Origin of the sequence: Christiangramia sediminicola, from assembly GCF_031344135.1 — a bacterium.
Taxonomy (GTDB): Bacteria; Bacteroidota; Bacteroidia; order Flavobacteriales; family Flavobacteriaceae; genus Christiangramia; species Christiangramia sediminicola.
In genome coordinates this window covers 704,517-718,274 of record NZ_JAVJIU010000002.1, presented here as the reverse complement: position 1 = coordinate 718,274, position 13,758 = coordinate 704,517, and the positions used below count along the sequence as shown (strand labels likewise).

Genomic DNA, 13,758 nt, shown 5'->3' with positions numbered 1-13,758 from the left:
ACACTTCTTCCATGCAGAAAAAAATAGCCTCTATCCTTTTTTCTACCCGAATAATGGCCGTTTTGTTTTTAATTTTCGCAATTGCCATGGCCATGGGCACATTTATAGAAACCTGGTATAGTATTGAGACCGCAAAAATCCTAATTTATAATACCTGGTGGTTTGAAGGAATAATGTTATTCCTTTTGATCAATTTTATAGGAAACATCAAACGTTACAAACTTCATAAGAAGGAAAAATGGAGTACACTTTTGCTGCACCTTTCTTTTATTCTTATTCTTATTGGTGCTTTCGTAACCCGTTACATCAGTTACGAAGGAATTATGCCGATCAGGGAAGGGGAGACCACCAACAAGTTTCTCTCGCATAGCCCACATCTTACATTTTTTGTTGATGGGGAAATTGATGGTGAACCAAGACGTCGAGTCCTACAGGAAGATGTACTATTTGGTCCTGAGGTAGAAAACAACTATACTTTAAATTCAGATTTTAATGGTCAGCCAGTAAAATTTGAAGTGACTAATTTCATTCATGGAGCTGAAGAGGCTTTGGTGCCAACTGAAGATGGACAAAATTACCTTAAGATCGTTGAAGCCGGCGATGGCCAGAGACATGATCATTATCTTGAGGAAGGACAGGTGAGTAATATTCATAATGTGCTTTTTACTCTGAATAGTCCGCAGGATGGAGCCATCAATATTCAGGTTACTGAAGATGGAAAATATATGATAGACTCTCCTTTTGATGGAAATTACATGAGAATGGCCGATCAGAAAAAAGGAGAGCTTGTAAAGGATTCAACGCAAATTTTAATGCTTAGATCTCTTTATAACATTGGAAGCATGCAATTCGTTATTCCGGAACCTGTAATTAAAGGGGAATACGATGTGGTGCCTACCAATCCTAAGACAAAACAGGATCTGGATGCAGTTACTTTAAAAGTATCTACAGGTGGAGAAACTGAGACGGTTACGTTACTTGGCGGACAGGGAACGGTAAGTGATCCTAAGCAATTAAATATTGGAGGTCTTGATATTTTCGTGAATTACGGTTCAATCGAAAAAGAATTGCCATTTTCAATTAAATTGAATGACTTTATTGCTGAAAAATATCCTGGTACTGCAGATCGTGAAACTCCGGGTTATGCTTCTTTTAAAAGTAAAGTAGAGGTTATTCGCGAAGGTAAAGAGCCAATGCCATATGAGATATTTATGAACCATGTTCTTGATGAACAGGGTTACAGGTTTTTCCAGTCTAGTTTTGATCCTGACGAAAAAGGAACCGTACTATCTGTGAATCATGATTTCTGGGGAACCTGGATCACCTATATTGGTTATTTCCTATTGTATATTGGTTTGATGTGGATCTTATTTGATAAGGGTTCAAGATTCGGACAATTAAAAGTGATGCTGGATAAGGTTAAGGATAAGAAAAAAACCTTAGCGACATTACTGGCTATCGTATCTATGTCTTTCGCAGGAATAGCGCAGGAAGAAGATCATCAGCATAGCGAAACCGCAAAATCCCAGTTAGACAGCATAATTATCTCTAACGCTGTTGATAAAGAACATGCAGAAAAATTCGGTAAGCTTATAATTCAGGATGCTGGAGGTAGAATGAAACCTGCAAATACCTATTCTTCTGAATTACTTCGGAAACTGACTAAATCTGATAGCTATGAAGGACTTTCTTCAGATCAGGTTTTGATCTCTATTACAGAAAATCCAATGGTTTGGTATGATGTGCCGTTGATTTTTGTGCAAAAACATAATGATAGTCTTCATAAGATTCTGGGTGTTGAAGAAGGTAAAAAATATCTTTCCCTGACAGACTTCTTTGATAAAAGAGGGAAATACAAATTATCGTCATACCTCGATAATGCATACCAGGCTGCGGTTCCCAATAAATTTCAAAAAGATTTTATTGAAACTAATAAGAAGGTAAATCTACTTTATGGAGCTTTGGACGGAAATATTCTGAAGATTTTCCCTATTCCGAATGACGAGAACAATAAATGGATCTCATATAAAGAAGTAGGGGAGTCTAATTTAAAAGGAATGGATTCGGTTTATACCAAGCAGATCCTTCCGCTTTACATGAACGCTTTAAGAACGGCCAGGGAGTCTGGGGATTATTCAAAAGCAGATCAATACCTGGAAAGTATAAAGAGTTATCAGCAAAAATTTGGAGGAGAAGTAATGCCTTCAAAAGAAAAAATTGATGCTGAAATTACTTATAACAAGTATAATATTTTTAAGAATCTGTATTGGTTGTACATGTTGGCAGGTGTTTTCATGTTCATCTTTGTGATATTGAGGATTTTTAAGAATAATAAATTTATACGCGGTATCATATACCTTGCAGTAGGTATTATAATCGTACTGTTTGCTTTACATACATTAGGTCTGGGAGCAAGATGGTATATCTCCGGTCACGCGCCTTGGAGTAACGCATACGAATCGATGATCTATGTCGCGTGGGCAACCATGTTCTTTGGTCTTGCATTTGGTAGAAAATCAAACCTAACCATTGCATCTACGGCATTCGTTGCAGCTATGGTATTGTGGAGTGCCCACCAGAACTGGACAGATCCGGCGATCGCGAATCTTGTTCCGGTACTGGACAGTTACTGGCTAATGATTCACGTTTCAGTAATTGTGGGTAGTTATGGTCCATTAACCTTAGGAATGATACTTGGGGTTGTATCTCTTTTATTAATGACGCTTACAACTGAATCTAACAAGAAAAAGTTATTGCTGAATATTCGCGAGATCACGATCATTACCGAAATGGCTCTAACCGTTGGTCTGGTTATGCTTACAATTGGGAACTTTCTTGGTGGACAATGGGCCAATGAAAGCTGGGGTAGATACTGGGGCTGGGATCCTAAAGAAACCTGGGCATTGATCAGTATCTTTATTTATGCCTTTGTGATTCACATGAGGCTGGTTCCCGGGCTTAGAGGAAGATGGATATTCAATTTTATGGCGGTAATCGCATATGCTTCGGTAATGATGACCTATTTCGGGGTGAATTTCTACCTGAGTGGACTGCATTCTTATGCCAGTGGAGATAAAGTGATCACGCCTACCTTTGTTTATTACACGCTTACCGGAGTAGTTATTCTGGGAGCACTTTCTTATTGGAAGTATCATAAGCACTATGCTAAAAAGGCGAAGAAGGAAATTAAAGAAAATAGAGGAACGATATAAGTTCTGATATCTATAGATAAAAAAAAGCCTGCTGAAATCCAGCAGGCTTTTTTTATTGGTGAAGTTAAAATCCTATTTAAGATTTCCCACCATATCTTTTGGATCAACCCATTCGTCAAACTGTTCTTCAGTCACATAACCTAAGTTTACAGCTTCTTCTTTAAGGGTAGTTCCATTTTTATGTGCCGTGTTCGCGATCTCAGCAGCTTTGTAATAACCGATCTTGGTATTAAGTGCAGTTACCAGCATTAGTGAATTATTTAAATGCTCCTGAATTCTTTTGTCATTCGCTTCAATTCCTCTTGCACAATGTTCTTCAAAAGAGATACATGCATCACCAATTAATTGTGCACTTTGTAATAAAGCATTTGCCATAACTGGTTTGAATACATTTAGCTCGAACTGACCTTGCATACCGCCTACACTCATCGTAGTATCATTACCCATTACCTGAGCACATACCATGGTCAAAGCTTCACACTGAGTTGGATTCACTTTTCCAGGCATAATAGAGGACCCAGGTTCATTTGCAGGAATATTGATCTCTCCAATTCCGCTACGAGGTCCTGAAGCAAGCATTCTAATATCGTTTCCTATTTTGTTTAATGACACTGCCAGTTGTTTCAGGGCGCCATGAGTTTCAACGAATGCATCGTGAGCTGCAAGAGCCTCAAATTTATTACCAGCAGAAACTAAAGGCATATCAGTGAATTTAGCGATAAACTCTGCAACTCTTTTTGAGTATCCTTTAGGTGTATTTAACCCGGTTCCAACGGCAGTTCCGCCTAAAGCAAGTTCAGCTAAATGTGGTAAAGTATTTTCAAGAGCTCTGATCCCGAAATCAAGTTGAGCCACATATCCGCTGAATTCCTGTCCTAAAGTTAGGGGAGTGGCATCCATAAAGTGGGTGCGCCCGATCTTTACAGTATTTTTAAACTCATCTGATTTCTTTTTAAGCGTGTCTCTTAATTTTCTAAGTCCTGGAAGGGTGACCTTGGTAACTTTCTTATAAGCTGCAATGTGCATTCCAGTAGGGAATGTATCATTTGACGATTGTGATTTATTTACATCATCGTTTGGCTGAAGTGTTTTATCACCTTCACCTATGGTTTTCCCGGCAATTTGATGAGCACGGTTAGCGATCACTTCGTTAACGTTCATGTTGCTTTGAGTGCCACTTCCCGTTTGCCATATCACCAAAGGAAATTGATCATCATGTTTACCTTCTAATATCTCATCACAAACCTGAGCAATAAGATCTCTTTTATCTACTGGTAAAACTCCTAATTCACAATTGGTGTAAGCGGCAGCCTTTTTCAAATAAGCAAAACCATAAATTATATCTAATGGCATGGAAGAAGCCGGACCAATCTTGAAATTGTTTCTGGAACGTTCTGTTTGTGCTCCCCATAATTTATCTGAAGGAACTTTTACTTCCCCCATGGTATCTTTTTCGATTCTATAATCCATAATGCAAAAATTGGTTGTTGCGCAAAGTTAAGGTTTACAGGATTTCTTTAAACTAAAAAACCTTTAAAATTACGGAGTTATATAAGGGTCAATAAAATTATTAAATAACTATGCATAGGTTTAATTTGATAAGAAAAATATGTTAATGAAAATTTAATAATTTATAAGTTCAAATATTATAAAAAACATAAAATCAGATAGTTAAGTAAAAAATAGGGGAAATATCCCTTAGGATTGAAAAGTTAATAAAATTAACTTTCAAGATCTTTTAACTAAATACATATCAAGATGAAAAAGCTCTATTTTAATTACCTTTTTTCATTAGTGTTTTTTATCGTAGCGCTGAGCTGCAACACCAATGATGATGCGAATGAGCTTTCAGAAAATTATCTGAAAGCAAATGTAAATGGATTGGATTTCAATTCAGACAACAATTTAACCTCCCTCATATTTACTAGAGAAATAAGGCCTTCAGGACTCGTGAATCTCAATGTTAAGGCAATCTCAGAAGATGGCGATGTAATAGAATTCCTGGTAGAGAATTTCAAAGGAGTTGGAAAATATTACTTTGGGGATAACTTATACAACAACAGTTGGATCAAGTATAAGAGATCTTCAACTTCAGAAGAATGGATGGTGTTGCCAAAAGGAGCTTTAAATCTTAATACTAATTATATTGAAATCACATTCAATGAAAAAAACAGGGTAGAAGGTAAGATCTCATGCAAGGAGCTTAAAAGTTTACTTGAGGATATTTTTGGGGCAGTAGAAGGTGAATTCAGGCTTTCTTATTAGCCTCAATAGCTAACTTATTATAATTAAGTAATTAACAACTTTTATAAAAATGATTAAAAAACTAAGGGATTTTCTGTGATAAGCGGGGTAGACTTCATATCTTTGGCCAGATTCAAATCAAACTTTGACTGTTATGTTCGAATTCGATCAATACCTTGGTTTCTTAGCTTTTTTAGCGATATTAACAATGGGTTTCTGGCTTATGATCTTTTTAATGGCGTTCCTTCCTTATTGGATTGGAGGTTCTGTTGGAGAGTTGATCAAAGAAAAACGCGAAGCTCGAAAAAAAGCTAAAGCGGAAAAAGCATAAAAAAAAGGGACTATTTTTAGTCCCTTTTTTTGTTACTTACTTGATTCTATTTTAGAATTCTCCTTCATCATAATCTTCATTGCCACCGTCTCTTCTTTGCTGACGTTGTTTTTTCTGATTGAATCTATAAATAAAAGAAAGGTTTACTGCCTGTCCCTGTCTCCATTGAAATTCACTTTCCTGCTCAAAAAATTCTGTGGAAGTAAATGAAGACCTTCTTCTACCATTTAGAATATCACTAACATTTACTGCGATCGTCGCGTTATCATTAAGGATCTCCTTACTGAAAGCTAAATCTATAGACAGGATACCATCCTGAGTACCTTGAATTTCATCTGAAGGACCACGATAAAAGGCATTAGTTTGCCAGTCAATTTTTAAAGGTAATGTTACTTTGGAGCTGAACCTTGCAAACCAGCTGGTATTATCTGTACTTAAATCATCTCCATTAAACTCTCCATCTAATTTGAATCTGAAATAATTAAAACTACCGTTTAAGCGTAACCAATCTGCAGGATTATAAAGGAAACCAAGTTCACCACCCATCCTGTCATTCGTAGCTAAGTTGAATGGAATACTCCTGGTAACGGTTTGAGAAATTGTTTCATCATCACTGGTTTCAGGGAAATTTGGATTTACCACCTGAATATTAATTTCTTCCTGAACTCTCTGGAAAGAATTGGTTTCTCTTTGATAATAAACAGAAGATGTTAATGTAAATTTCTCCCAGCGTTTAAGGTATCCAATATCAAAACTATTGGAGTAAGCTGGTTGAAGGTTCGGGTTACCCTGAAAAACATTGTTTCTACTACTTCTTGATGGGAACGGGTTGATATACCAGCCTCTAGGTCTGTTAATTCTACGATTATATCCTATAGTAATATTTTCCTGTTCACCTATTTCGTAAATCACATTCACGGTAGGGAAAAGACCAAAGTATTTATTGTCAAAATTGGTCGTAATATCAAAATTGAACTCTTCTCTAAGCTCTTCCTGAGTCAATTCAGAATCAATATCTCCTTTTAGTTGAGTATGTTCTGCTCTTAATCCAAATAGAAAACTAAAATCTCCGAATTTTGTTCCGTACTGAGTATACCAGGCGTGAACATTTTCTGTATAGTCAAATACATTGGTTTGATTTCTATTCAGAACAAAATTTCCGTTTGTAGACTCCTGAAGAAGTGTATAGTCGGTTATTTCATTTTCAAAATTCCCTCGATACCCTGCTTCAAATTGAGAATCCTCGCCAATTGGTCTCACGTAATCTGCCTGAATAAGATATTCAGATTGATCTTCGGTAGTCCTCGTTCTTTCACGCGGAATTGAAATATCAGCGATTTCAGAATTATTATAATTAACAGGCTCTCGTATGAAAGCCTCTTGGTTTTCCTTATCACTTTCTACCTGGAAATCTGCAGTAAGCTCATGGCCTTTATCATCGAAGCGATTCACATAATTAAGTGAGAATTGCCAGCTATTATCTTCTTCTGTTTCATTCTCCAAACGAGTAGTTCCTAGAAGCGGACTTCCGTTCAAGAAATAGTCGTTTACATTAGAGGTTTGATCTTCATCATCTCCAAATCTGTAGAATATAGCACCTGTAATCGATGATTGATCATTAAGATAATATTCCATTCCAATGTTGGTATTAAATCCTCTGTTGAACCTGTCGTAATCTCTATCTTCTACGTTTCTATCATAATTTAATGAATCCAGAAAGGTATCTACACGCGGATTAAAATATCTTGTATCAAAAAACGCACTACCAGGAGATTCTCTATATCTGTAACCGGTGGTAGTGAAAATATTAAAAGCATCGGTTCTATAGTTTAAGTTGGCATTGACACCAGCATTTGCTGGATATCCACCATTTAAAGTCAAGGAACCATTGAAACCAAGCGTTTCTTTTTTTCTAAGTATGATATTAATAATACCTGCCGTTCCTTCTGCATCATATCTAGCCGAAGGAGAGGTAATAACCTCTACACGTTCAATGGCCTCTGCAGGTAACTGGCCTAAAACATCGGTACTTCCAAAACCTGCCATAGCAGATGGTTTACCATTAATAAGAATTCTCACATTCTCATTACCTCTTAGACTAATTCCACCTTCGATATCAACAGAAATAGAAGGAACATTATTTAAAGCGTCGCTCACTGTTCCTCCGGCGGTGGTAAGATCCTTTCCAATATTGTAGATCTTTTTATCAAGCCTAACGTCTACTTGTGTAGTTTCAGCACGAACCACAACTTCATCAAGATTTTCAGAACCCAGACCAAGTTTGATAGTTCCAAGGTTAACGTCCTTATCTATCAATCTGTTATTAAATTCTTTGGTTTCATAAGAAATGAACTCCACAATAATATTGTAGGTCCCTTCTTTAACTTCTACAGAAAAATTACCGTTAATATCAGTAACACTTCCAGTAACTACGGAAGGGTCTTCTACATTCTGAACGGAAATGGTGGCATATTCTAACGGAACTTCAAGTTCATTATCGATCACTTTCCCGCTTATGGTGTATTTAACTACCTCTGCAGGTGCTTGTGCGTAGAATTTTGAAGTGAAAATACTTAAGATACTTAGTATAAGACTAAGGGCATAGATCTTTCGGATGGTCATTATCAATTTTTTTAACTATGACCAATAGGAATCAGAATGGTTTAATCTAATTGGGTTAATATTATGTTAACGCCTGTAAATTCTGATATATGTAAGATCTAGAGCGCTAGTAACTAAGATTTTCTGGTGATCTGTTTATTAAGAAAAATGTATTTTTCAAACTGATCGTCATTCAGAAACTTTTTTAAAGTCCTGTGTTCATTCTTCTGAATGGTTTTCAGTTTGTTGATCTGTTGAATATTTCCCAGACTGGAATTAATGATCTCATTTTTCTTGATAGTATACTCAATGATTGCATCTTCAAGTTGATCTGCCTGTCCCGGACTAAGACCAAGCTGGGCTTTCCAGGTTAGGGCGAGCTCTGCAGCTACTTCCCTTATCTCTTTGCGATTCTTTTCGTGAATGTATATTTGAGAATAGACGAAACCTGCCACTGCAGCGGCTGCGACACTCATCAATGCAATTCTGTGTTGAAGTTTCATATCTGTTTTCTTTAAAGCAATTTTTCAATATCTGAAGGAGGTCTTCCTATAACAGCATCTTGGTCGGTTTCCACGACCGGCCTTTCAATAAGTTTTGGATTTTTCACCATCGCGGTAATAATTTCACGGTCACTTAAATCTCTGCTCTTATATTCTTCCTTCCAAATCTTTTCATTTTTACGCACTAACTGAATAGGAGTGATCTTAAGTTTTTTGATCAACTTCTCAAGTTCAGCCTCATCTAAAGGTTCCTTAAGGTATTCCTTTATTTCAAAATCTTTTCCAGAATTCTTCAGGATCTCTAAACCTTCTCTGGATTTCTTACATCTTGCGTTATGATAGATCTTTAGCATTCTAATATTTTTCCTTTTTTAAAATAATCAATTAATTCAAATTTTAAAAGTCGAGCTTTAAACTTATCAATCTTCGTTCCGTTGGCCCATCATCATTAAAAAAGATTTCAGGAATGCATCAATACCACCGTCCATCACATCATCAACGTTACCGGTTTCTTCTCCGGTTCTAACATCTTTGACAAGTTTATATGGATGCATCACGTAATTCCTTATCTGTGAGCCCCATTCTATCTTCATTTTTGAATCCTCGATCTCTCTTCTTTGAGCCTGCCTTTTCTGAAGTTCAATTTCAAACAACTGACTCTTTAAAAGCTGCATCGCTTTATTCTTATTTTCCAGTTGAGATCTTGTTTCCGAATTTTCAATAACAATTCCCGTAGGAGCATGGCGTAATCTAACGGCAGTCTCTACCTTGTTTACATTCTGCCCACCGGCACCAGATGATCTCATGGTTTCCCAGCTTAGGTCTGAAGGATTTATATCTATCTCTATACTATCATCAACAAGCGGGTAAACATAAACTGAAGCAAAGGAAGTGTGCCTTTTTGCATTGGAATCAAAAGGTGAGATTCTAACCAACCTGTGAACACCATTTTCCCCTTTAAGCCATCCGAAAGCATATTCACCTTCTATCTCCAGCGTTACGGTTTTAATTCCGGCTACATCACCAGCCTGGTAGTTCAACTCTCTGATCTTGAATTTTCTCTTTTCAGCCCACATCAGGTACATGCGCATAAGCATTTCTGCCCAATCGCAACTTTCTGTACCACCGGCTCCGGCAGTAATCTGAAGTACGGCACTCATACTGTCCCCTTCTTCAGAAAGCATATTTTTGAATTCGAGGTCTTCTATAAGATCTACGGCAAGGTCATTACGTTTCTGAACATCTTCAGCCGTAGCCTCATCTTCCTTATAGAATTCGTAGATCACTTCCAGGTCTTCCACAAAAGTTTCAGCCTTTTCGTAATCTCCAACCCAGCTTTTTTCAGAATTGACCTCTTTCATGATCTGTTCAGCCTTTTTAGGGTCATCCCAGAAATCTGGAGCAAAGGTCTTTTCCTCCATATTTGTTATTTCGATCTTTTTGGCATCAATGTCAAAGATACCTCCTTAACGCAACCAGGCGCTCTTTAAGATCTCGTATGTTCTCTATAGTAATCATTAATTGGTCGATTTCTCGTAAAAATAGAATTAAAGGGAGTTTGCGAAAAGTATTTAACGAATATTTTTTAGATTTAAACGGCTTTAAAAAATCTGTATATGCGTAATATTATCTCTATTCTTCTGGTCTTCAGTATTTCATTTGTGGGGAAGGCACAATTCCTGGAAAAAAAAGAAAATCTAAAGAAGTATGAAGGCTATTTTAATTTTCATTATAACGAAAAGGAAGACGAGATCTACCTGGAAGTTGATAGCCTGGACCATGAGTTTTTATATACTCATTTTCTAACAACAGGTGTAGGATCTAATGATATAGGACTTGATCGCGGGCAGTTAGGCGGAGAGGCAGTGATGAAATTTCAGAAAGCTGGAAATAAGCTATTGTTAATTCAGCCGAATCAATATTACCGAGCCATCACAGATAACGAAGCTGAAAAACAAAGTGTTTCTGAAGCATTTGCAAAATCGGTTTTATTCGGATTTGAGATAAAAGAGGAAAAAGACGGAAAGTATATAATTGATTTTACTCCTTTTCTGCTTCAGGATGCTCATGGTGTAGCTGAAAGGTTGAAACGTGGAGAATATGGTACTTACAAAATAGATAAATCTAAAAGTGCCTTAGCTCTAGATAGAACAAAAGCTTTTCCTGAAAATGTGGAATTTGAAGCCTTACTTACTTTTGAGGGAGAACCTAAAGGAAGAACAATTAGCTCTGTAGTTCCAGACGACAAAAATATTAGTGTAACGCAACATCATTCTTTCGTAAAACTTCCGGATGATAATTATAAAAAAAGAGTTTTTGATCCACGCAGTGGAGCCATCTTTATTTCCTATCTGGATTACGCATCGCCGGTATATGAACCGATCAAAAAGAGATATGCGATAAGACATCGCCTGGAAAAGAAGAATCCTGAGGCAGAAATAAGCGAAGCTGTGGAACCAATTATATATTATCTGGATACCGGAACTCCGGAGCCAGTTCGTTCAGCTTTACTCGAAGGAGCTTTATGGTGGAACCAGGCATTTGAGGCTATAGGTTATAAAGATGCATTCCAGGTAAAAATGTTACCGCAAGATGCGGATCCTTTAGATGTGCGTTATAACGTTATTCAATGGGTGCACAGGTCTACCAGGGGATGGAGCTATGGAGCTAGCGTTACTGATCCCAGAACAGGTGAGATCATTAAAGGTCATGTAAGTCTAGGCAGTTTAAGAATACGTCAGGACTTTATGATCGCACAGGCTATGATGAACAAACCTTTTGAGAATAGTGATGAGAATTATGATCCTATGATGGAACTGGCTCTGGCAAGGATTAGGCAACTTTCAGCCCACGAAGTGGGACATACCATAGGGTTTGCTCATAATTTTGCTGCTAGCACTTCAGATCGTGCATCGGTAATGGATTATCCGCATCCACAATTCGAAATGCAGGATAAAGAGATCATTTTTAAAAATGCTTATGATACAGGAATAGGTGAATGGGATAAGGTTACGGTAAATTATAGCTATAGCGATATTCCAGAAGATAGGGATGAAAAGGAATACCTTAATTCTATTCTTGAGAATGCACGTGGTGAAGGCCTTATCTTTATTACCGATTCTGATGCAAGAGCTTCAGGAGGAGCGAATGCCCTGGCACATTTATGGGATAATGGGAAAAGTGCGACTCAGGAACTGGAAGATGTTCTTAAAATAAGAAAGAAGGCAATACAGAATTTTTCTGTGGATAATATCAGGAAAGATGAAACATACTCCACACTTGAAGATGTTTTTGTTCCTCTTTATTTCTTCCATAGATATCAAACGGAGGCAGCTGTGAAATTGCTCGGAGGATTAGAATATGAATATGCCGTTAAAGGAGGGAACAATCAGGTTGTAGAACATGTAGATGGAAAGGTTCAAAAATTGGCTTTGAAAACTATTCTTAGAACTTTATCTGCCGAAGAACTTTTAATTCCGAAAGATAAATTAGAATTATTTCCCCCCAGAGCTTTTGGATATTCTAGAGACCGCGAATCTTTTAAAAGTAATTCCGATGTTGCCTTTGATGCTTTAGGAGCACCTGCTACCGCAAGTGAAATGACATTAAGTCTCTTGCTGCATCCGGCCAGGGCCGAAAGATTGCTTCAACAGGAAACATTGAATAACGATCTTCCGGGACTTGCATATACGCTGGAGGAACTGATCTCAAAAACCATTAAAAACGCAAAAGGTGATTCATATGAACAATCAGTTCAGGAAACCATCAATTTTGTGGTGTTTAAGCATCTACTGAATTTAGCCATCAACCAGAAATCTACGCCCATGGTAAAAGCAGTTACGAATGAGAGAATAGATGAACTTGCGAACTGGCTTAGAGGTAGAAACGATGCAGTGTCTAAAGAAATGTATAGGAATATCAAAATTTTCAGAGAACGACCAGAAGAATTTGAGCTTGAGCTGAATGTTCCAAAAATCCCAGACGGATCTCCTATAGGTAATTAAATTATTGTTGTTGCTGGGCAGCTACCTGAACGGTATATTCAGTTTTATTTTTACCGGAAGAGAAAACGATTCCTTTTAAAGGTGGACAATCGGCATAATCTTTCCCGTGGGCTACTTTTATGTGATTTTCAGCAGCTATCAGGTTATTCGTAGGGTCAAATCCTATCCAGCCGCTATTAGGAAGGCAACATTCCACCCATGCGTGCATTTGAAGATCACCAACAAATCCGTTTCCCTGATGGAGATATCCGGATACGTATCTTGACGGTATCTCAAATTGTTTAGCGATAGCGATGAATAAATGCGTGAAGTCCTGACAAACACCTTGCTTAATCTCCAGGATATGATTTAGATCTGTATCAATATCGGTAACGTTGGTCTTAAAAGTAAACTCATTCCTGATCCAGGAATTTAAATTTTGCAGGTTTTGAAATAAACTTAGGTTTTCTTCAAATTGAAAATCAACTTTTTGATGAAGTGTTGTAAGATCTGTAAACCTTAGAAATACATCATTACTAGCTTTAAAGTTTAGAGATCTCAATTCTATATATTCACCTTCAGAATATTGCTGGGAGACCCGTTCAAAAACATTTTCCACTTTTTTGGTAAGATGGAAATCTGCCGTAAATTCAATTTCATCAATAGCTTCTGTAGTTCTGATTCTATAAGTTTTAAAATCATAGCCATTAATTGAGTTCTCTACTTGGGCATTAATGGAATTGCTAAATTCATCTGAGATCAATTCCTGCGTTTCATTCTCTTCAGGAATAATTAGAAATTGCCATAAAGCACCATTTGCCAAATTTTCGTAAGTGTTTCTGGCTGTATAATTAATATGATAATCGAGGTTCATTTCAGAAATT

10 protein-coding genes are annotated in these 13,758 nt (G+C 37.1%); 4 read left to right on the top strand and 6 right to left on the bottom strand.

Features of this window, described 5'->3' with window-relative positions:
* The first annotated feature begins 11 nt into the window (after positions 1-11).
* Positions 12-3,212 carry a cytochrome c biogenesis protein CcsA gene (locus RE431_RS07230; protein WP_309561295.1) on the top strand — a complete coding sequence of 1,067 codons (3,201 nt, stop codon included), beginning with the start codon at positions 12-14 and terminating at the stop codon, positions 3,210-3,212.
* Positions 3,213-3,284: 72 nt separating this feature from the next.
* Here the strand turns inward: RE431_RS07230 and fumC are convergent, their stop codons facing one another.
* A complete protein-coding gene (gene fumC, locus RE431_RS07225) occupies positions 3,285-4,682 on the bottom strand; it encodes a class II fumarate hydratase (protein ID WP_309561294.1) in 1,398 nt (465 codons plus the stop codon).
* Between the two features lie 288 nt (positions 4,683-4,970).
* Between fumC and RE431_RS07220 the strand changes: the two genes are divergently transcribed.
* Both RE431_RS07220 and RE431_RS07215 read left to right on the top strand, forming a co-directional pair.
* Positions 4,971-5,477, top strand: a complete 507-nt coding sequence (locus RE431_RS07220; protein ID WP_309561293.1) for a hypothetical protein — start codon at positions 4,971-4,973, stop codon at positions 5,475-5,477.
* A gap of 133 nt (positions 5,478-5,610) precedes the next feature.
* Positions 5,611-5,787: a hypothetical protein gene (locus RE431_RS07215; protein WP_026934940.1), complete on the top strand. Its 177-nt coding sequence runs from the start codon at positions 5,611-5,613 to the stop codon at positions 5,785-5,787.
* Positions 5,788-5,838: 51 nt separating this feature from the next.
* On the opposite strand, the gene RE431_RS07210 is transcribed toward RE431_RS07215, so the two are convergent.
* From RE431_RS07210 to prfB, 4 genes are all read right to left on the bottom strand, one after another.
* Positions 5,839-8,409, bottom strand: coding sequence for a TonB-dependent receptor (locus RE431_RS07210; RefSeq protein ID WP_309561292.1), 2,571 nt, complete (start codon positions 8,407-8,409; stop codon positions 5,839-5,841).
* A 113-nt stretch (positions 8,410-8,522) separates the two neighbouring features.
* On the bottom strand, positions 8,523-8,891 hold the full coding sequence (locus tag RE431_RS07205; RefSeq protein WP_309561291.1) for a hypothetical protein: 369 nt from the start codon (positions 8,889-8,891) through the stop codon (positions 8,523-8,525).
* Positions 8,892-8,902: 11 nt separating this feature from the next.
* A complete protein-coding gene (gene arsC, locus RE431_RS07200; RefSeq protein WP_309561290.1) occupies positions 8,903-9,244 on the bottom strand; it encodes an arsenate reductase (glutaredoxin) in 342 nt (113 codons plus the stop codon).
* Positions 9,245-9,310: 66 nt separating this feature from the next.
* Positions 9,311-10,409 (bottom strand): peptide chain release factor 2 gene (gene prfB, locus RE431_RS07195; RefSeq protein WP_309561289.1). Its coding sequence is split into 2 segments (ribosomal slippage): positions 9,311-10,345 and positions 10,347-10,409, totalling 1,098 coding nucleotides; the frame shifts between segments, so codons are not numbered across the junction.
* A 98-nt stretch (positions 10,410-10,507) separates the two neighbouring features.
* On the opposite strand from prfB, the gene RE431_RS07190 reads away from it, so the two are divergent.
* The gene (locus tag RE431_RS07190; RefSeq protein WP_309561288.1) at positions 10,508-12,895 is read left to right on the top strand and encodes a zinc-dependent metalloprotease; all 2,388 of its coding nucleotides are present in this window, start codon (positions 10,508-10,510) and stop codon (positions 12,893-12,895) included.
* Between the two features lies 1 nt (position 12,896).
* Here the strand turns inward: RE431_RS07190 and RE431_RS07185 are convergent, their stop codons facing one another.
* Positions 12,897-13,748, bottom strand: a complete 852-nt coding sequence (locus RE431_RS07185) for a transglutaminase-like domain-containing protein (RefSeq protein ID WP_309561287.1) — start codon at positions 13,746-13,748, stop codon at positions 12,897-12,899.
* Positions 13,749-13,758 lie beyond the last annotated feature (10 nt).

Coding starts and splice junctions, on each gene's coding strand:
- RE431_RS07215 (WP_026934940.1), top strand. CDS start 5,611: ATGTTCGAATTCGATCAATACCTTGGTTTCTTAGCTTTTTTAGCGATA.
- RE431_RS07185 (WP_309561287.1), bottom strand. CDS start 13,748: ATGAACCTCGATTATCATATTAATTATACAGCCAGAAACACTTACGAA.
- RE431_RS07220 (WP_309561293.1), top strand. CDS start 4,971: ATGAAAAAGCTCTATTTTAATTACCTTTTTTCATTAGTGTTTTTTATC.
- RE431_RS07205 (WP_309561291.1), bottom strand. CDS start 8,891: ATGAAACTTCAACACAGAATTGCATTGATGAGTGTCGCAGCCGCTGCA.
- fumC (WP_309561294.1), bottom strand. CDS start 4,682: ATGGATTATAGAATCGAAAAAGATACCATGGGGGAAGTAAAAGTTCCT.
- RE431_RS07210 (WP_309561292.1), bottom strand. CDS start 8,409: ATGACCATCCGAAAGATCTATGCCCTTAGTCTTATACTAAGTATCTTA.
- RE431_RS07230 (WP_309561295.1), top strand. CDS start 12: ATGCAGAAAAAAATAGCCTCTATCCTTTTTTCTACCCGAATAATGGCC.
- RE431_RS07190 (WP_309561288.1), top strand. CDS start 10,508: ATGCGTAATATTATCTCTATTCTTCTGGTCTTCAGTATTTCATTTGTG.
- arsC (WP_309561290.1), bottom strand. CDS start 9,244: ATGCTAAAGATCTATCATAACGCAAGATGTAAGAAATCCAGAGAAGGT.